Annotated in this window: 15 protein-coding genes; 1 reads left to right on the plus strand and 14 read right to left on the minus strand. The window is 61.3% G+C overall.

What is annotated here, in order from left to right:
• Window positions 1–460: 460 nt before the first annotated feature.
• The 8 genes from I2D41_RS05460 to trhA form a co-directional block, all read right to left on the minus strand.
• Window positions 461–1,657 (minus strand): Nramp family divalent metal transporter, encoded by a 1,197-nt coding sequence (locus I2D41_RS05460; RefSeq protein ID WP_055252163.1) that lies wholly within the window; start codon window positions 1,655–1,657, stop codon window positions 461–463.
• 74 nt (window positions 1,658–1,731) lie between these two features.
• A complete protein-coding gene (locus I2D41_RS05465; RefSeq protein ID WP_195363813.1) occupies window positions 1,732–3,576 on the minus strand; it encodes a magnesium transporter in 1,845 nt (614 codons plus the stop codon).
• A gap of 374 nt (window positions 3,577–3,950) precedes the next feature.
• A complete protein-coding gene (locus I2D41_RS05470; protein WP_229042185.1) occupies window positions 3,951–5,357 on the minus strand; it encodes a polysaccharide deacetylase family protein in 1,407 nt (468 codons plus the stop codon).
• A gap of 72 nt (window positions 5,358–5,429) precedes the next feature.
• On the minus strand, window positions 5,430–6,185 hold the full coding sequence (locus tag I2D41_RS05475) for a PRC-barrel domain containing protein (RefSeq protein WP_117640511.1): 756 nt from the start codon (window positions 6,183–6,185) through the stop codon (window positions 5,430–5,432).
• On the minus strand, window positions 6,185–6,574 hold the full coding sequence (locus I2D41_RS05480; protein ID WP_195363814.1) for a YtxH domain-containing protein: 390 nt from the start codon (window positions 6,572–6,574) through the stop codon (window positions 6,185–6,187). Before I2D41_RS05480 ends, I2D41_RS05475 begins: the two co-directional genes overlap by 1 nt.
• 136 nt (window positions 6,575–6,710) lie before the next feature.
• Complete coding sequence (locus I2D41_RS10030; protein WP_229042187.1) at window positions 6,711–7,544, minus strand: cyanophycin synthetase family protein; 834 nt, start codon at window positions 7,542–7,544, stop codon at window positions 6,711–6,713.
• 24 nt (window positions 7,545–7,568) lie between these two features.
• Complete coding sequence (locus I2D41_RS05490) at window positions 7,569–8,942, minus strand: hemolysin family protein (RefSeq protein WP_195363815.1); 1,374 nt, start codon at window positions 8,940–8,942, stop codon at window positions 7,569–7,571.
• Window positions 8,943–9,044: 102 nt separating this feature from the next.
• A complete protein-coding gene (trhA, locus tag I2D41_RS05495; protein ID WP_195363816.1) occupies window positions 9,045–9,728 on the minus strand; it encodes a PAQR family membrane homeostasis protein TrhA in 684 nt (227 codons plus the stop codon).
• A 186-nt stretch (window positions 9,729–9,914) separates the two neighbouring features.
• On the opposite strand from trhA, the gene I2D41_RS05500 reads away from it, so the two are divergent.
• The gene (locus I2D41_RS05500) at window positions 9,915–10,880 is read left to right on the plus strand and encodes an alpha/beta hydrolase (RefSeq protein ID WP_195363817.1); all 966 of its coding nucleotides are present in this window, start codon (window positions 9,915–9,917) and stop codon (window positions 10,878–10,880) included.
• A gap of 252 nt (window positions 10,881–11,132) precedes the next feature.
• On the opposite strand, the gene I2D41_RS05505 is transcribed toward I2D41_RS05500, so the two are convergent.
• The 6 genes from I2D41_RS05505 to I2D41_RS05530 form a co-directional block, all read right to left on the minus strand.
• Window positions 11,133–12,338 carry a DUF362 domain-containing protein gene (locus I2D41_RS05505; RefSeq protein ID WP_195363818.1) on the minus strand — a complete coding sequence of 402 codons (1,206 nt, stop codon included), beginning with the start codon at window positions 12,336–12,338 and terminating at the stop codon, window positions 11,133–11,135.
• 263 nt (window positions 12,339–12,601) lie between these two features.
• Window positions 12,602–15,268, minus strand: a complete 2,667-nt coding sequence (locus tag I2D41_RS05510) for an ABC transporter permease (protein ID WP_195363819.1) — start codon at window positions 15,266–15,268, stop codon at window positions 12,602–12,604.
• Between the two features lie 8 nt (window positions 15,269–15,276).
• Entirely contained in the window at window positions 15,277–15,990 is a 714-nt protein-coding gene (locus I2D41_RS05515) for an ABC transporter ATP-binding protein (RefSeq protein ID WP_040359674.1), read from the minus strand.
• A gap of 253 nt (window positions 15,991–16,243) precedes the next feature.
• On the minus strand, window positions 16,244–17,449 hold the full coding sequence (locus I2D41_RS05520; RefSeq protein WP_195363820.1) for an ABC transporter permease: 1,206 nt from the start codon (window positions 17,447–17,449) through the stop codon (window positions 16,244–16,246).
• Window positions 17,436–18,623 (minus strand): ABC transporter permease, encoded by a 1,188-nt coding sequence (locus I2D41_RS05525; RefSeq protein WP_195363821.1) that lies wholly within the window; start codon window positions 18,621–18,623, stop codon window positions 17,436–17,438. The genes I2D41_RS05520 and I2D41_RS05525 overlap by 14 nt, the downstream gene beginning before the upstream one ends.
• Window positions 18,624–18,632: 9 nt before the next feature.
• Window positions 18,633–19,571 (minus strand): ABC transporter ATP-binding protein, encoded by a 939-nt coding sequence (locus I2D41_RS05530; RefSeq protein WP_195233013.1) that lies wholly within the window; start codon window positions 19,569–19,571, stop codon window positions 18,633–18,635.
• Between the last annotated feature and the right edge of the window lie 118 nt (window positions 19,572–19,689).

Here is a 19,689-nt window from a genome sequence, read left to right on the forward strand (position 1 = left end):
CGGTCTTTCATGCAGCAGGGGCTCTCAATGTTTTTATGTCCTGCTCATATCGTCTATGCCGGACCTGGGGACAGGACACTCCTGCGACAAGCGAAAGCCGCCCCTGGGCTGTCAATTCCAGTCCGGGGGCGGCTTCGCAACAACATGCCAAGGGGTCGTGGGCAAAAAATGGCAAATATGAGTACTGTTACCATTTTAGTAGCAGGCAAAACCGCCGAAAATAACGCCTGAGTGACCCCTGCGCATCCATGCGGCAACCAACCAGACCTGCCGAGGCAAATTTTAATGAACACAATTCTCATTGTGTTCATTATTTTATTGGTTATAAATGATATCCATATAGCAACAGTACTCATATTTGGCATTTTTGCCCACTGCGATATAACTAACCCCCCCTATAGCAAGCAAAAAAACAGGCCGCAACCCATTGCCGCGGCCTGCTCGAAACCCAAAAGGGACGTTAAGCGCTGTAACCCATCGCCTGCAGCACAAACATGACGACCGTCAGCACCGTAATCACGCCGATAGTCGCCCAAGTGAGCACGTTCCACACGCGGCCGTTGCGGTTGGCGCCCATAATGTGACGGTCGGCGGCGATAACCACCTGGAACACCAGAACCACGGGCAGTAGCACGCCATTGATGACCTGCGAGGTCATCATAATCTGGAACAGATCGACGCCGGGCATAAGCACCAGCACGGCAGAGATACCGATGATGGCCGTAATGATGCCGCGGTAAACCGGGGCCTCGTCCCAGCTGCGGTCGGCACCGCGCTCCCAGCCAAATGCCTCGCAGATAGCGCTCGACGTAACGCCCGGCAGCACGCAGGCAGCCAAGAAGCTCGCCGCGACCAGGCCCGAGGCAAACAACACCGTGGACCACTGACCCGCAATAGGCTCCAGCGCACGGGCAGCATCGGCGGCATCGCTAATCTGAATACCCGCCGGGAACAGCACCGTACCGGTCGTGATGATAATGAAGCCTGCAATGATATCAGCAGCGATCGAACCGCTCACGGTATCAATACGCTGCAGAACGATGTCGTCCTCGCCCGCATTCTTATCGACCACGTTGTTCTGAGCCAAGAAGATCATCCACGGTGCGATGGTGGTACCGATCGTTGCGACCACGAGCGACACGTAGCTGGGATCGTTCTGAATATTGGGGACGACCAAGTCGACCGCGACCTCGCCCCAGTTGGGGCCGGCCATAAACGCGGCGACGATGTAGGTCACGAACACGCAGCTTACCAGCAGCAAAATCTTCTCGATGCGCTGGAAACTACCCGACATGGTAAGCATCCACACCAGCAGCGCCACGAGCGGCACCGAGATGCTCGCCGGAACGCCAAACAGAGCAAGGCCACTCGCGATACCCGCGAACTCCGAGATGGTCACCGCCGTGTTGGCGATCAACAGCGCCGCCATGGCCAGCACGCTCTTACGCACGCCAAAGCGCTCGCGAATGAGCGACGCCAAGCCCTTACCCGTAACGCATCCGCAGCGCGCCGCGGTCTCCTGCGTCACGATAAGCAGCACGGTCATGACGGGAAGCATCCAGAGCATCTTATAGCCATAGCTGGCGCCCGCGCTGGAATACGTGGCGATGCCGCCGGCGTCATTGCCCGAAAGCGCCGCCAGAAGACCGGGGCCCATGGCGCCAAAGATGGCCGCGATGCTCAGCTTTTGCTTGGTACTCGGCTTTTGCTTCGTATTTTGCACGCGACCACCTATCCCATGACCGACATGGTGAGCAACACCGCAGCGGTGCAGTACGCCACACACGAGATCATGACGGCAATAACGTTCATGGCGGTACCCGACGTATTGAGGTCGTGCTCATCGCGCCAGAACAGCACCATCAGATAGATCACGGCGCTCATGTTGCCAACCAGGCAAATGATGGCAGCGATGTTAAAGCACCCGGTAAAGAGCTGCTCCTCGAACATGGGGGCATCGGGAAACGCGGCAGTACGCACCAGCTGGGCGCACAGATAAGTCACGAGCGACAAGATCAGGCCCATGCCCGTGCTCTGGAAGAAGAATCCCAGGTACGGTTTGGGCTCGTCGTCGTGACCGTCGTACTCGAGGAAGTAGTTCTTGACGAACGACACCATGCGCGAGGCAGCCAGCAGCACGAGCGGCATGGCGCACATGGGGAACACCACCAGATGCGCGGAGCCCAGCGCCGTCCCCAGCACGGTCGCCATAATGCACGAGGCGATGCCCCACACGACGACCCAGTACTGACGATGCACAAACCAGCTGAGCACGTTCGTCGAGTCGTCCGACGCGCTGTCGCCCGAGCCGACACCGGCGATCTGCAGGTCCTCCTGATGCTCCTCGGCGATAACGTCCATGGCGTCGTCGAAGGTCACGATACCCAGGATATGACGGTTCTCGTCGCAGACAGGGATGGCAACCAGGTCGTACTTGGTCATCTCGTCCGTCACGTCTTCCTGGTCCTCGTCGGGCGACACGTAGACCAGATCGCGATAGGCGAGCTGGCCCAGAGTGGCGTCGCGGTCGGCCACGATCAGCGTGCGCAGCGAAAGCACGCCCGTCAGCATGCCGCTCGGGTCCTCGGTATAGACGTAATAGACGCTCTCAAAGTCCTCGTCGAGTTTGCGAATCGCCTCGATTGCGTCGCCGACCGTCGCCGTGGCGGGCAGGGAGACAAACTCCGAGGTCATGATACGGCCGGCGGTGTTGTCCTCGTAGCCCAGCAGGTTACGAATCGCCTTCTCCTCCTTGACGCCCATCAGGCGCAGGAGCTTCTCGGCCTTCTCATAATCGAGCTCGTCGATCAGGTCGGCAGCGTCGTCCGGGTCCATCATGGCCAGCATCGACGATGCGTCGGTATCGGACAGGCCCTCGAGCATCTCGGTCATGAGCTCGTCGTCATCGAACTCCGAGATGGCCTCGGCGGCCTGTGCCGTGTCGAGCTGAGCGAACACCTGCGCGCGCAGGCGCGGGTCGAGCTGCTCGATGATGTCAGCGATGTCGGCAGGATGCAGCTCGCCAAGCGTCTTGTGCGACACCGAGAGCTGGATGTTCTTAGTCGAGCGATCGAGCAGGTCCATGTAAGACCAGGCGATAATGTCCTCGCTGAGCGGTTTGCCCAGATGCTTCATAAAGCCCTCGACGACATGCTCGAGTGTGGGGCTGATCGCGCGCAGCAGACCGCGGGCGCCGACCTCGGCACCCAGCAGGCGCAGCTGATTTTCGCCCGACATGGAGAACTTGATGTCGTTTACGCGCACGACCTTCATGCCCTGCGTGTCGACAATCTGCTTGTTAAGCACGTCGCGGGCAAGCAAGAGTTCGGTCGGCTGCAAGTACGAAAAACGGATTTCGGTGGCCGACGTCTTAAGGTGTACACCCGTCTCGTCGATACGGTCGACCCATTTGCGCCAGCTGATCATAAACGGCGTCTTGCCGGGACCACGGAACGCGAGCGACGTCACGTGCGGAAAAACTTCGCCGGTTGCAATGCCAAAATCGTTAACCACGCCGAGCTTTTCGCCGTCGACGTCCAAGACCGGCAATTTGAGCATCTCACTCAGATAATTCAATGGTGCTCCCCATCATTATTCCTGCGGACCGCGCGACCATGCCGGCGCGCAATCCGTGGACTTTTAGATATGTATACGCATGCGCGGGCGGCACGCCGCTCGGCGCTCACACCCCGTGCACGCGCAGAAAGCACCTGCATGGGGTCATCGACTGTATGGTCGAGGTTTGGGTTTCACCTGTAACCTTTCTCTTGACCCTCATTAACCGCAGTAACTATAGCATCAGCATCGCGCTGCGGCACCGAATTTATGCGCTGCACATCGCAGGCATACCAAACGCTGACGTATCCGTGACATAGAGCCGGATGGGTGTGGTGGGACAAAGCGATTAAGACCGTCCCAAACGACCAGTCGTTTAAGCACGTCCCCAATGACTACTCTGTGGTGTCGTCGTCCTCGGGGAGTTGGGGGAACACGGCGTTTTTGGGCATGGAAACCTTGGTGAGCGAGGTGAGCTTTTTGCTCAATGCCGTGTCCGTCTTGACCAGGTCGCTGAGCGTCACGATCTTGTAGCCGTCGGCGACAAGGCCATCGATAATCTGCGGCAGCGCCTCGAGCGTCTGCTCGGCGCACTCATCGCTATCGGTGAGCAGCACAATATTGCCCGGCGTCATCGAGTCGAGCACGGTCGATACTTGCTCGTCAGCGCCGTTGAGCAGCCAGTCGCCCGAATCGATATTCCACGAAACCACGGCGGACACCAGGTCCATCGAGTCAATCCAGTTTTGCTCGTCAAACGCGGCGTAGGGGGCACGCAGCAGCATCGTCTCGACGCCGGTCGCCGACTTAATCGACTCGGTGCCCTTCGTGATCTGCTTGCGCACCGTCTCGCGATCCTCGCCCTTGAGAGAATCATCGCTGTAGCTGTTGGAACCAATCTCGCACCCGGCATCGACAATCGCTTTGGCAGTAGCGGGCGAGGCTTCCGCGGCATCGCCCGAAAGGAAGAACGTCGCCGTGACGCCCTTTTCCTTGAGCACCTGCAAGATCTGCTTGGTCGCTCCGCTCGGACCCTCGTCAAATGTCAGGGCCACGTACTTTTCGTTGCCCTTGGGCGCTACGCTTGCGCACTCGACCACGCAGTCGGTGGCGGGCACGACCTCGCCGCGGTCCTGCGTCTTGCCCGACTGCTCGCCGACCCATACCTCGGAGCGGCCCTGAACGCCCCAGGTTTTGACATACTCAATGGCACCTGTGCCCTCGACCTTAAGCTTTGGCTCGATAGTCGTGGCCTGGACCTCGTGCTTTTCGTACACGTTGCGGCCGTCCTTGACCGTCACCTTCTCGCCACCCGTAAGCTCGCGACTATCCCATTTGCCCTGCTTCATACGCTTGCCGTCGACCTTCACCGACAGCTTTTCGCCGCCATGGCGCTTGAGCACGCTGTCGTCGACGGCCAGCAGGTCGCCGGCATCGTACGTTTCGGTCAGGCTTTGATCGTCGATAAGATTCTGCAACGTAGAGCCCACGCGCACCGCGGTCTTTTGCCCGTTGAGCTCCACGTCCACGCTGCGGTTGACGTAGCCCACGACGGCAGCGATAAACAGCACGAGCGCGCAACCCACGGCGATGAGCGCATAGGGCAGGCGGGACGGTCGGCGCGGTGAGCGCCCGTTGCCGATGCGCGCGCTGCGATCGCTAAACCCACGGCTATGGTTGAGGTACATCGCGCCGGGCTTACGGCGACGTCGACGCTGACCGCTGGGCAGCTGCCCCAGGTCGCGGCGCGCCGTCGGACGCGCACCCGAGGGCCCGTTTAAGTTAGATCCGTTTTGGCGCATATGCCCTCCCCCATAAACACAGCGAGCCGGAGCAACATGTCTCCGGCTCGCCTCCCATCATTTGGTACGTCGCTATTTGCTAGCTTTTGACGAGCCCCCGCTCGCCTTTTGATATTCGTCCTTAAAGGCCTTGAACATACCGCGCGTCTTGCCGAGCTGCTTGCCCAGTGCGCGGCTGCCCTTGTCCACGGCGACCGATCCCTTGTCATCGAGCACCTTGGCGCCCTTCTTGACCTTATCGCCCACCACGACACTGGCCTCGGCAGCCTTGGCGGCCGCGCCGCCCGAATATCCGAGCGCCTTGACCTCGTCCGATACAATCATCGCGCCGTTCTCGTAGCCGCGCAGCATCGTCGGCGGCACCTGCGTGTCGCCCACCAGCACGCTCGAAGCGGCACCGGCGGTCACGTAGAACATCTGCACAATACCCGAGCGCGGCTTGAACTCAACGTCCGAGCAGTAGCCCACGACATCGCCCGATTCCGTGCGCACGTCCATGCCAACCCAGATGATGCAATCGTCCAGGTTGATATCGAGGCGCTTGGCCGCGGCGGCATCGTAGGTGCCCTTGACGTCGTCGACCGCGACAGCGCCCTCATAGACGCCGATGGCATCGAGCGCCACAAACCGGTCGGGGCGCTCGATCATACCCGCGATATCGGACTGGCGGACCATAAAGCCCACCACGCGCGTACCGCCCGGGGTAAAGACGGGAAAGTGAATCTTGCCGAGCTTTTTGGGGCTGCGCGGCGTGCCGTCCTTTTTGGTGCGCTTATCTTCGGCAGGCTTACGATAAACCTTGACGCCGACAAAATCCCCTGCGCGCATTATGCCTCGGTCGAGGGCTCCGTGGCCTCGGTGCCGGCCTCGGTGACGTTCTCGACCACGACGTCGGCAGCGGGCGTCACGTTGCCGCCCGAGATGGCGTCGTTGAGCTGCTCGCGAAGCTGGTCCATGCGCTCGCGGGCCAGGTCGACCTTGGCGCGCAGGTCATCGGTCTTGGCGTCGACCATCGGACCAAAGTCGCTGACCGCGGCACGAGCCTCCTCGGCACTGTGCTCGTAGGTGTCACGCATGTTGTCCCAGGCATCGTTGGCGATATCGGCGGCCATGGCGCGGGTCTCGGCACCCGAGCGCGGGGCCAGAGCAACGCCGATGATAGCGCCGGCGGCAGCACCAAAGAGCGCACCGGAGACAAAGCTGAAAGTCTTTCCCATGATCATTCCTCTCCTGCGGGCACCTCGATGCCCACCGTTTGAATGCTGTCCATTATACCCGCAGCGCAACACTTGCCGTCGCGCTCATCTGCGTACGGTAAAAGCGCAGGTACATGATAGTGATAAGCGAGCGAACCTACTCCTGCGGCATAGCCGGCATGGCGACCGTGGCGGCCGGGTCCTCGCCGGCACCATCGACGAGTGGCAGGTTGCCCTCGTGCGCCGAGCCGGACGGGGCCGTTGCCGCACCGCCAAAGACGGCCGCGGGGGCCTCGTGGTTCTCGGCGACCGCACCCTCGGTATCGATTGGCATCTGCGGCTCGTCGTCAAAGCTCGGGACACCTTGGGGCTCCGCAGACTCGGGCTCAACGGGCGCCTCGGCAACGGGCTCTGTGTCGGCGTCGGCAGGAGCATCGCCCTCGGGCGCATCCTCGGCCACGTCCTCGCCGTTCGCAGCGGCAACGGCCTCGTGCGGGTCCTTGCCCTCGGCCTCGGCGCGCATGCCCAGCACCAGGTTGCGCAGGCCAGCGACCGTGCCTTCCACGTCGGGGGCCGGCTGGTCGGCGTGCAGGTACGCCCAGTCCATCATAAAGGTCGCCGACGACAGCGCGCCAATGGCCAATGCGTCATCGGGACACGAAAGCTCAACCTCAAAGACACGCTCGTCATGCTCGCTCACGCGCGTGCGACCGCACGAGATGCTGCCGGCAAGACCGGTCTCGTTCATGAGCTCGACCGTCACGTGCTCCAGCAGATGGCAAAGCTCGGTCTGGCCCATGCAGTCCTGGAATTCGCGACCGGAATCGCCCAGGCACAGATGCTTGGCAATCGCGGGCACCAGGTAGTACACGCGCGCCGTGGCCTCGATATCCTCCGAGGTCATGAGCGGCATGCCGGGGTTCACCAGCACGTGCGCGCAAATCTTGTCCTCGCTGACGGTGACCTTAAGGATGTTGAACAGGCCTGCCATAACTCTCCCCTACTCTTCCTTGTCCTACTCGTCGCCATCGTGCGGATCCGCAGAGCCCGCACCCGACGCCGCCGGCTTCTCTGCCGAGGACTCGGAATCCTTCTTATCGGTTTCGGCCGGAGCGATCACGCGAATGAGCGAGATGCGCTGGCCACGCATCGACTGCACCTTAAACTTGTACCCCGCAACCTCAAACACCTCTCCGATGTCGGGCACCGAGTCGCAAAGCTCCAAAATCCAGCCGGCGATGGTCTCATAATCATCGCTTTCCTCGAGCGGCCAACCAAGCTCAATCGCGTCATCGCACGAAAAACGCCCATCGACGAGCCACTCGCGGCGCGAAAGGCGCGTGAGGTACTTGTTGTCGGGATCGAACTCGTCCTCGATCTCGCCCACGATCTCCTCGACGATGTCCTCGATGGTGATGATGCCGGCCGTGCCGCCGTACTCGTCCACGACCACCACGATCTGGTCGTGCGAGGTCTGCATCTCGGACAGCAGCGGCAGGATGTCCTTGGTGTCGGGCACAAAGGTGGCGTCGCGCAAAAAGTCGGCGATGGGCTGGTCGCCCTTGCCGTCGAGCGAAGGCTGGATCAGGTCCTTGATGTGCGCGATGCCGGCGACGTTGTCGGGATCCTCGTGATAGACGGGGATGCGGCTAAAGCCGGTCTGGCGCATGGCGGACAGCACGTCGGCGACCGTTTCGTCGTCCTCGCACATGGTGGTGTCCACGCGCGGCACCATGACCTCGCGGGCAACGGTGTCTCCCAGGTCGAAGATCTCGTGGATCATGCGCTTTTCCTCGTCGAGCAGATCGTCCTGCTCCGAGACCATGTATTTGATCTCTTCCTCCGAGACGTTTTGGCGGTCATCGGCGCTCTTGATGCGCAGGATGCGGGCCAGGCCGTCGGAGCAGGCACCGGTCAGCCACACGAGCGGGCGGGCGATCTTCTGGAACACGGAAAGCGGGCCCACGACCTGCTTGGACACGCCCTCGGCATTGGCCAGGCCGATGCGCTTGGGGACGAGCTCGCCGATCACGATGGATACGAAGGCGACCGCGACGGTGATGATGACCGGCGCCAGGCCGCGCGCGATGGCGGAGAGCGGCGCGATGCCAAAGCTCATGAGCCACGTGGCGAGCGGGTCGGACAGACTCGTCGAGGCGACGGCGGACGAGGCAAAGCCCACGAGCGTGATGGCGACCTGGATGGTGGCGAGCAGCTGGTCGGAATCGGCGGCCAGCTTAATGGCGCGCTCGGCGCGTTTGTCGCCTTCATCGGCCTCGTGCTCCAGCACAGCGCGCTTAGCCGTGGTGAGAGCCATCTCGGACATGGAGAAGTAGCCGTTGATGAGGGTCAAAACGAGGGTGGTAATAAGGGAGATGGTTATGTCCATCGGGAGTTTCTCGAACCTCCAAGATTCGGGACGTCAGGGTGAAACGTTGATGGCGGATACGGCAATTGCGCCGGCGCCCAAACGAAGACGCGGGCGCGGTCGCTAGATTACGAAGAGGATCACCGCCATGAACTGGAAGATGCTGCCGGCGAGCACCCACAAGTGGAAAACACTGTGCAGATAGCGCACGTTTTTGGCGATATAGAACGGCACGCCCACGGTATAGCACACGCCACCGACGGCGAGCAGGGCAAGTGCCACGGGGTTGAGCAGCGCCACGAGCTCGGGCAGCTTAAAGACAACAAGCCAGCCCATCAGCAGGTAGACCAAGCCGCTTACCCAGTGCGGTTGACGCTCGCGCATAAAGCACTCGAGGGCGATGCCGATAATGGCGATGGCCCACACGGCAAAGAACAGCATAGGACCGCCGTCGTTTGCAAGCGTGATGAGGCAAAACGGCGTATAGCTACCGGCTATGAGCAGGTAGATGCAGCTGTGGTCGATGATGCGAAACACGCGCTTGGCGCCCGCGGGCTGAATCGCGTGGTAGAGCGTGGAGGCCAGATATTCAAGAATAATGCTGACACCATAGACAATCGCCGCGGCCATGTGGGCCGGACCTCCGCCGCGCAGGGCAGCGAATACGATCAGGAGCACCAAGCCCGCGATACCCAGCAGGCAGCCGACACCATGGGTGACGGAGTTCATGATCTCCTCGCCCACCGTGTACTGCGGAACGGCCGCGGTCTTGGGTCGCGGCTTAGAACTGTCGCTCGAATCGGACATGCCGGTTACATCCTCCAACGTAAAGAGTTCTCAACACTATATCAAAGCGTCTGGGTACGTGCGAAATTTGCACCGCTTGTGACCCTTTGTTTACCCATTCTTTGTTTGTTGACGCATCAACTGTGAACGTCCATAATGCGCTTGCATTAAATGTTGATGTATTAACATCTTATAGGAGAATACCGCATGGCTCAAAACGCACGTTCCCATCGAAAGCTCAAGATAGCCGGCATCGTTGCACTGGTGGTTGTCGTTGCGCTGCTCGGATTTGCCGGCAACTTTTTGTTTGACTTTGCCCTGAACCCCCAAGCGCCGTACACCATGAAGATGATGCAGGATAGCAAGAACGACAAAAAAGGTGAACAGCCGGATGCCGAGGACACCGAGGCGCGGGCGTGGTTTAAGGAGAACCGCAAGGGCAGCAGCCTCACCGCAGATGACGGAACCGAACTTGCCGCTTGGTATTTTGCTGCTTCGGAGAGCACGCACGACTACGCCGTCTGCCTGCATGGATATACCAACGAGCCCATCGGTATGGCCCGATACGTCAAGCGATTCCACGACCGCGGCATGAACGTGCTCGCGCCCGCCGCCCGCGCCCACGAGCGCTCCGGCGGCGACTATATCGGCATGGGCTGGCCCGAGCGCCTCGACATCGTCGCATGGATCGAGCGAATCGTTCAGGCTGACCCCGGGGCGCGCATCCTGGTCTTTGGCGAGTCGATGGGTGCGGCAACCGCCATGAACGTCGCGGGGGAATCTCTGCCCGCAAACGTGAAATGCATTATCGAGGACTGCGGTTACACGAGTGTCTGGGACGAGTTTTCTCTGCAGCTCAAGGACGTGTTCGGCCTGCCCAGCTTTCCCTTGCTCGATGTGGCAAACTTGGTGTGCAACGTGCGCGCAGGCTACGACTTTCATAAGGCGAGCAGCGTGGAGCAACTCAAACACGCGACGGTTCCCATGCTGTTTATCCACGGCGACCAGGACACCTTTGTGCCGTACAGTATGCTCGACCAAAACTACGACGCGTGCGCCAGCAAGGTCAAGCAGAAGCTCACCATCCATGGCGCCACCCATGCCAAGAGTGCGCAAGTTGATCCCGAGCTCTACTGGAACACGGTCGACGACTTCCTCGACGAGTATTTTTAGGCAAAAAGCAACGTCTGGGGCTTTATCTGACCCCCTATTTTCGGAAGTATGCGGCAAAATCTGGGACTGCCGACCAGACCGCAGTTTTACCAACAATTTATCAGGTGTTTTGTTGCCAAAAAATGTCGTGTGCTCGGCGATCTCGAAATTTACCGCATACTTCCGAAAAGCCGCCCGTGGGCACTGTGCTCACGGGCGGCTTTTGCTAACAGTTGTGCTACAAAAGCGCTTGTTTTGTCTAATAGCTAGGTGCTACTTGACCTCGATGAGCTCGTACTTGCTCGTGCCCAGGCCGATCTTCTCGGCGTGCGCGATGCACACGCGCCAGTCGGTGTCGGGATGCGTGATGCAGAAGGGATCCTTGGCCTGCTCGCCCTCCAGATGCTCGTGGTTGTGCTCCATCTTGGCCGCGCTATCGGTGAGCTCGGTGTTGGGCAGCGGCTCAGACGCCATGACGGCGTCGGCGCAGGCCTGGTCGATGGCGACCGGGTCGAAGCTCGCGAACATGCCGATGTCGTTGACGATAGGCGTATCGTTTTCGGGATGGCAGTCGCAGTTGGGACTGATGTCCATGGCAAGCGAGATGTGGAAGCTCGGGCGGCCGTCGACGACGGCCTTCGTATACTCGGCGATCTTGCAGTTGAGCACGTCGGCCGCGGCGTCATAGCCGGGCTTGATGCAGTCCTGGTTGCATGCCGCAATGCAGCGTCCGCAGCCCACGCAGCGATCGTGGTCGATGGTGGCCACGTGCACCGTGCGAGTAGCGCCGCTGGCAAGCTCGCGCTCGCGGGTGTCGTCGAACGAGATAGCGTTGTGCGCGCAGATCTTTTCGCAGGCATGGCAGCCAACGCAGTGCTCGGTCGCGACGTTCGGCTTGCCGGCGGCATGCTGCTCCATCTTGCCGGCACGGCTGCCGCCACCCATGCCCAGATTCTTCATGGCGCCGCCAAAGCCGGCCTGCTCATGGCCCTTAAAGTGGGTGAGGCTAATCACGATATCGGCATCCATGAGTGCCTGACCGATCTTGGCCTCGTGCACGTACTCGCCGCCCTCGACCGGGACGAGCGCCTCGTCGGTACCCTTGAGGCCGTCGGCAATGATGATCTGGCAACCCGTAGCATACGGGGTAAAGCCGTTCTGGTAGGCGGTATCAATGTGCTCGAGCGCGTTTTTGCGGCTACCGACGTAGAGCGTGTTGCAGTCGGTGAGGAAGGGCTTGCCGCCCAGCTCCTTCACGACGTCCGCAACGGCGCGGGCGTAGTTGGGGCGCAAAAAGCTCAGGTTGCCCAGCTCGCCAAAGTGAATCTTGATGGCGACGAACTTGTTCTCGAAGTCGATCTGCTCAATACCGGCGCGACGAACGAGGCGCTTGAGCTTGTCGAGCTGGCTCTCGCGAGCATGCGTGCGCAGGTTGGTGAAGTACACCTTGGCGGGTGCGGCGGGTGCGGGTGCGGTCATAGATATATCCCCTCGGTCTATATGGCGTTACAGACATAAGGGATGGTACCCGTTAAAGCGGGGTTAATGTCAAGCACGGCGCCCAGTCATTGGGTAGTCATTGGGGACAGACTTAAATGACTGAAATCACTCATTGGGGACGGACTTAAATGAGTGCCTCGCCACCTGGCAGCTAGGGACATTCCTTTCCTGCCGGCAGCTGGGGACAGTCCTTGCCAGCACAGCCGACGAGCCGGCGAATCGGCAAAGACTGTCCCCGATGACTACTCCTGCACCTTGAGAGCTTCGGCCAGGCCCACACGTTTGATGGAACGCATGTGCAGCAGCGCCACGACCAGGTAGGTCGCAAAGCCAATGCCGACGCATGCAGCCATAGACCAGGCGGGCACGTAGATCTCGATATTGCCGTTGTAGGCGAGCAGCATCGAGCGGAAGATGGCCGTGAGCGAGCCAATAATGACCGGCAGGCTCAGCACGAGCGACGCCGCCACGCACAGCGTGATCGAGCGGATGTACAGATGCGAGATCTCGCTATCGCGATAGCCAAAGACTTTCATGTAGCTGATCGAACGGGCGCTGTGGTCGATCACCGCCTTGGTCAGCAGGTACATAAACAGCAGGAAGATAAACACCGCGAGCCCGATCATCATTCCGATCATTTTGCTCATCATGCCGATGAACTGGTCGCCCACGGCCCGCATGTCGTCGGGCGTGGTGTCGCCGGCAAAGTAGCGAGCATCGAGGTCGAGCTTCTCGTCGCTCACATAGCCGTTAAAGTAGGCGGCGTCGTTGCCGAACAGCTCGTTAAAGTCGTCGATACTCATATAGATATTCATGTCCGACTTGGAGCCCCAGGCACAGTCCTTGCCCGCGTACTCAATGGAATAATTCTTGCCCTCGTACTTGTCGCGAAGCTTAACCTTCTGCCCCTCGTTCCAGCCAAACTTGTCGAGTAGGCCGCCGCCAAAGACGACACGGCCGTCGCCGACGTTGAGGTCTTTCCAATAGCGCGAATCGGGCGAGATGCCGTAGACAGAAATCGTCTCCTCGCCATTACCATCGCCGCGGTCGTATTGCAGCTGGTAAACGGCATATTTCTCGGTCTGCGCAATCTTGTCTGCACCGTTATCGGTCGTGTTAACCGGGTGAATGTCGTCGTTGTCGGTGTCGATCTTAGAGGCCTTGTCGATCAGGTCGATAGCCTCGTCGCGGTCACAGCCGAGAGCATCGGCAAGGTCATCGAGGCGCGCGTAGAGCGCACCCTTCTTGTCCTGGACCTTGGCAAGCGCATCCTGCGCTGCGGTCAGGCTCTCGGCAGACGGAGATGCGGTCGCGGCATCGGCTGCCGCCTGCGCAGCATCGGCCGCGTCGTCAAGCTCGTCATCGGCATCCTGAGCGGCGGAAAGCAGCGCGCCGTCAACCGACTGCAAGCGCTCGAGTGCCGACCACTGCTCGCGCTCCTCGGCAGTGCCCTCGAGCTCCAGCGGCGCCTTGAGCGTGTACTGGTGCTCGGCGACCAGGCTTGTCTCGAGGTTGTCCGCATAGTGCGTCATCGTGGGCAGAATCGCCAGGCCAAAGAGCAGTAGCAGCGAGGCAAACGCAATGCCCACGAAAAGCGTGGCGAAGTTGCCCAGATTACGCAGGAAGATGCGCAGGCGGAAGCGCGAGACAAAGCCCATGCGCTCCGGCAGCTGCAGGCCGCGCTTGGTGCCCGACTTGCCGCCCGCCTCGTGACGGAGGAACTGCAACGGCGTCTTGCCCATCTTGCGAAGCAGGCCCACCAGCGTGATGAGGATGAGCGCGGCGGCGGGAACCACGGCGCACTTCACAAAGATCTCCCAGCTCCAGTACACCTGGAAGGGCGGCAGGCTGTACGAACCGTAATAGAGACTGCGCATGGGCTCGGTAAAGAACACAACGCCGAGCGCAGTGCCCAAAAGCGCCGCGACCACGCCCACGATAGCGGGAAGCGCAAGGTAGTGCAGCACGATCTCGCGTCGACGATAGCCGCTGGCGAGCAGCGTGCCGATGATGGCGCTCTCCTCCTCGATGGTGGCGTCGGTAAGGACCACAAAGACGAACGCCATGATCACGATGATGATGTCGAGCAGCGTCATCCACATCATAGAGTCGCCGTCCACGTCATCGCGCGCATAGCCAATGCCCTGATTGGAATCGGCGTCGATCAGATCGTCCACGCGCGCATCGGCGTCGGTCAGTGCCTCGACCATATCTTGCTCGGCGTCGATGCGGTCCGCGGTGGGGAGGTCGCGATCGGTAAAGGTGAAGGAGTAGGTGTAGGCGGGTGCGCCGCCGGCATCTTCGAGCGCGGCAAAGCCGCCATCGGTGACCTCGGCCACGCCGTACGTGATGGTGTTCACCGTAAAGTCCGAATTGTTGAGGAACAGCGCCTGGCTATCGGGCTGGGTCATGATGCCGCAGATGATGTAGGCGCGACCCTCAAGCTCAACCTTATCGCCCACGGCGAGGTCGTTGTTGGTGGCGAAGACACGGTCGATGGCTACCTCATCGTCCGTCTTGGGCTCCTTGCCCTCACAGTAGGACGCGATATCGACCTTGGTGCGGTGCGCATAGGTGCGCAGCGTGCGCTTGGTGCCGTCGTCGCCGGCGGTCTTTTTGATGATGGCGTCGATGGAGAAATTCTTGTAGAGCGTGACGCCGCCGACGTCGTCGGCCGCGTCCTCGGCGGCCTTGAGCTCGTCTTTGGTGGCCTCGAAGGAGGTGGTCACGCGGCCGTCCTCAATCGTGTACGCATCGCGCATGTCGTCGATAAGGCAACCGATGGAATGCGCCGCGAGCAAAAAGCCCGAGGTGAGAGCGATGCTTCCGCACATAAGCAAAAAGATGCCCAGGTACTTGCCGATATTGCGGCGCAGCTCGCGCGGGAGACGTTTTGCGAGAGGTGTCATGGCGCCGCCTACCAATCGAGCTCGGCGGCCGCAACGGGCGACTCGTTGAGCTCATCCTCGACGATGCGTCCGTCGCGCAGGCGCAGCACGCGGTTGGCCATGCGGGCGATGGCGGCGTTGTGCGTGACGATGATGATGGTGCAGCCGTAGGTGCGGTTGACATCCTCCATGAGCTGCAAGATTTCCTTGGACGTCTTATAGTCGAGCGCACCGGTGGGCTCGTCGCACAGCAGCAGGCCCGGGTTTTTGACGAGCGCACGGCCGATGGCGCAGCGCTGCTGCTGGCCGCCCGAAACCTGGCGCGGGAACTTGTTGCGGTGCTCGTAGAGACCCAGCGAACGCAGCAGGTCATCGATGTTGAGCGGCTTTTTGGACAGGTGTGCCGTGACCTCGATGTTTTCCTTGATGGTGAGATCGGGCACCAGGTTGTAGAACTGGAAGACAAAGCCCAGCTCACGGCGGCGATACTCGCCCAGGTCGGTAGGTTTGAGCACCGTGAGGTCGCAGCCGTCCACCAAAATAGAGCCAGCGTCGGCATCCTCCAGGCCGCCGATCAGGTTAAGAAACGTCGACTTGCCCGAGCCCGAGGGCCCCAGCATGACGCAGATCTCGCCTCGGTTGATGGACGTGTCGATGCCATCGAGTACCGTCAGGCGCGCATCACCGTCGCCGTAGTGCTTTTTGAGATCCTTAACCTGGACGTAGGCTTCCTGCGTTGCCATGGTATCCCCCATTGTTATCCTAGTACTACTTTATGAACGTAATAGTAAACCTTGGCGAACTATTTTGGGGCGAGAGTGGGGATTTGTTTCAGACTAGTCATTGGGGACGTTCTTAAATGACCAGTCACAAGGGACGCTCTTTCGCCACCCGGCAGTTGGGGACGTTCCTTATCTGCCCCCGATGGCTAGTCATTTAAGTCTGTCCCCAATGAATACTTTTGGTCGTTTAAGTCTGTCCCCAATGAGTAGGTGTCTAGGCGTGGGATTTGTTGTGGGCGAGGGCTAGGCCTACGGCGGCGATGGCCGCGGCAAAGAGCACTGTGACGCCCAGATCGCAAGCGATGTCGCCCAGCACGGTGGACGTCAGGTCCGCGGCGAGCGCCTTGCCAATCGCGTCGTTCACCCAATACGTCGGCACAAAATGCGCCGCGGTCTGCACGGCTGGGTCCATCAGCGACAGCGGCATCCAGGCGCCGCCCAAAAACGTCATGAGCATGCCGAGCAGGTTGCCCACACCGTTGAGCAGCTCCTCACGCGCACCCAGGCTCGAAAGGGCAAAGCCAACGGCCAGAGGCGTGCACGCCAGGGCAAACGTCGCCGCCAGCGCCAGGCACACACGACCCACGCCGACCTCGGCAACCGCGCCGGCAAAGCCCACGACGCCCATCATGCTCGACACAAACCAGATGCAGACGGTGATCACAGTGGCGGCCGCAAACACGGCGAGCGAACGCCGGCGCTCGGAGATTGGGCCGGCATCCATACGACGCACGCGCTCGGGCTCGTTCATGCCCGAGAACACCAGCCCCACCGATACGATGACCGACGAGATAATCGCGTACGCGCCAAAGTTGAAATACGACTTGAGCATGGCGGCGGCAGTCGAACCAACCTTGACCTGCTCAATCTGGACCTCGGCGCGCTTGGCGGCGGCATGCTCGGCGGCCTTGGCGACGCTACCATTAGAGGCGGCGGGCTCTAGGGCCGCTGCAGCGCCCGCGAGCGAAATCCAGCGCGAGGCCTCAGCAGACGAAAGCGCCGCCGCCATGGTGCCGGCACCGTAGGTCACATCGAGCTTGGGCAGGGCCTCCCCCGCGCGGGCGGCCGCGACCAGGTCGTTCTCAAACCCCTCCGGGATAAAGAACACGCAGTCGGCGCTACCCTTGGCGCTGTTGCTCTTGGAGAGCGCGTCCGCAAGATCGTAGGTATCGTCGCCGACGCCCGTGACCAACTCAAAGCGCGACCCCAGGTGCTTGGTGAGCGCATGCGAAAGGTCGCTGTCGTCGCGGTCGACCACGATCACGTTGGCATCGTAGGGCTCGTACTCGGTGAGCTGCGACGAGTTCCAGCTCACCGATGCCGCGATGAATACGCCCATGAGCGAGATGAACACCGTATAGATGAGCAGGTAGAACGGGTGCGCCAGCGCCATGCGAAGCGCAGTCTTAAAGGTGCTCATAGCGGCTCCTTCCAAAGGTCAGCGTGGCGGCGGCAACGAACAGCAGCGCCATAAGGACCAGCGCGCCGGCGCGAACGACAAAGGGGCCCAGGTTCTCAAAGAAATACAGGCGGTTGAACATGTCGCAGATGAGCTTGACGGGGTTGAGCCAGCACTCGGCCGGGCAGGCGCGGGCGACGTCGTCGGCAAGCGCCATCGCCGGCTCGCCGTAGAGGCCGGCGAACAGGGCGCACGTGGTGGCAAAGCCCGTGAGGATGCCAGACTTGGACGCCTTGCCGCCCTTAACGGGAAGCGTGCCCACAAAGAGTCCCAGGCCCGTGGCGGCAAGCGCGGAAGCGGCGCCGCCCACCAGACACAGCCCCTCGCGCCCGCCAAAGTCGACGCCCACGACCAGGCGCACGTAGCCGATTGCGATTGCCATCGAGGCGAAGGAAACCAGCCACGAGCCGACAAAGATGCCGGCCAGCGACGCCGTCTTGGAAAGGCCGCCCACGCAGCGACGCGCGCCGAGGCCCGACAGATTGGGCTGCAGATCGACGACGCTCAAGGCGGCAAACTCGGCAGACATCATCGCCACCAGACCAAAGAGCGCGTAGTAGTAGATGACCGTGCCATCGGGCGTGGTGCGTGTCAGGCTTACGCGGCGGGTGCCGCCCTCGAGCGACAGGGCGCGCGCAACCGCCTCCGAGTCGGCGAGCGCCGCCGGGTTGTCCTGGGCAATCTGGGACATGAGCTCGGCATTTTGTGTATACGAGCTTGCCACCGTCTCCAGAATGCTGCGGTCGGTGAGCACCGATGAGGCACGCGAGCTGTCGTAGCTCGATAGCAGCGTGAGCTTGGGCGTGCCCGCATCGTCGACCGTATAGATGCCCGCAACCTCGCCGGCCTTAAGCGCACGGTTCGCATCGGCTGCGTCATCGCACTCGTGGATCTCGAGCAGCCGGTCGTCGCCTTCCTGGGCAAGCGACGTCGCCACGTCCTTAAAGGTCGAGGCGTCCCAAGCCTCATCCGCCACGACAGCAACCGGCACCGGGTCGACCGTGCCGTCGGAGCTGAGGTTCGCAAACATAAACATGAACATCGTGGAAAGCGCGACGGGAAAGACAGCGCCCCAAACCCACGTGCTCGGCCGGCGCAGCAGCGTCTTGACCGTGGTGATGATGGTTTTGAACATGACTGCCCCCTAGTCGCGCAGCTCGCGGCCGGTGATCTCGAGGAACACGTCATTGAGGGTCGGCGGCTCGGAATAAATGCGGCCAAGCGCCACGTCATGCGAGCGCAGCGCATCGAGAATGTCCGTCAGGCTATGCGGGCTCGCCTCGCACGAAAACGTGAGCTGGCCCGCCGTCGCCGACAGGTCCAGGACATGTGGCAGGCTCGCGACGGCACCGAGCGCCGCGCTCGGCACCTCGCCGACCTCGATCACGATCTTCTCGCCCATCTGAATCATGCGCTTGAGTTCGTCGTTGGTGCCCTGCGCCAGCACGCGCCCGCCGTCCATGATCATGATGCGGCTGCAGATCTGCTCGACTTCCTCCATATAATGGCTGGTATACACCACCGTGGCGCCCTCGTCGCGCAGGCGGCAGATGCCCTCCAGGATGGCGTTGCGACTCTGCGGGTCGACCGCCACCGTGGGCTCGTCAAAGAAGATGAGCTCGGGCTTGTGCGCGATGCCGCAGGCGATGTTGAGGCGACGCGCCAGGCCGCCCGAGAGCTTGCCGGGGCGGAACTTCGTAAAGTCGCCCAAGCCGACAAAGTCGATCGCCTCGTCCACCAGCGCGCGGCGGCGCTTGCGGTCGTTGACGTAGAGACTGCAGAAATAGTCGATGTTCTCGCGCACCGTGAGCTCGTCGAATACCGCCACCTGCTGCGGCACCACGCCGATGCGGCGCTTGAGGTCGTAGCGGGCGGGCGTCATGGGTTCGCCGAACAGCTCGATGGTGCCTTTGTCGTAGGCAAGCAGCTGCAAAATGCAGTTGATGGACGTGGTCTTGCCCGAGCCGTTGGGGCCCAGCAGGCCAAAGATCTCGCCGGGGGCGATGCTCAGGTTAAAGTGGTCGAGCGCAATAAGGTCGTCATAGCGCTTGACGAGGTTTTCGACGTGGACGATATCTGTCATGAGGCGGCCCTTCTGTTGCTTGCGGCCCGGTACGATTGCATCATCGCAGGAGCGGACGGCGCGCACCAGTGAGCTTTGTCACGAGTGCGGGGGCTCGGTCGCGCGGCCCGCCGACGCC

Source organism: Collinsella aerofaciens (assembly GCF_015552075.1).
Taxonomy (GTDB): domain Bacteria; phylum Actinomycetota; class Coriobacteriia; order Coriobacteriales; family Coriobacteriaceae; genus Collinsella; species Collinsella aerofaciens_Y.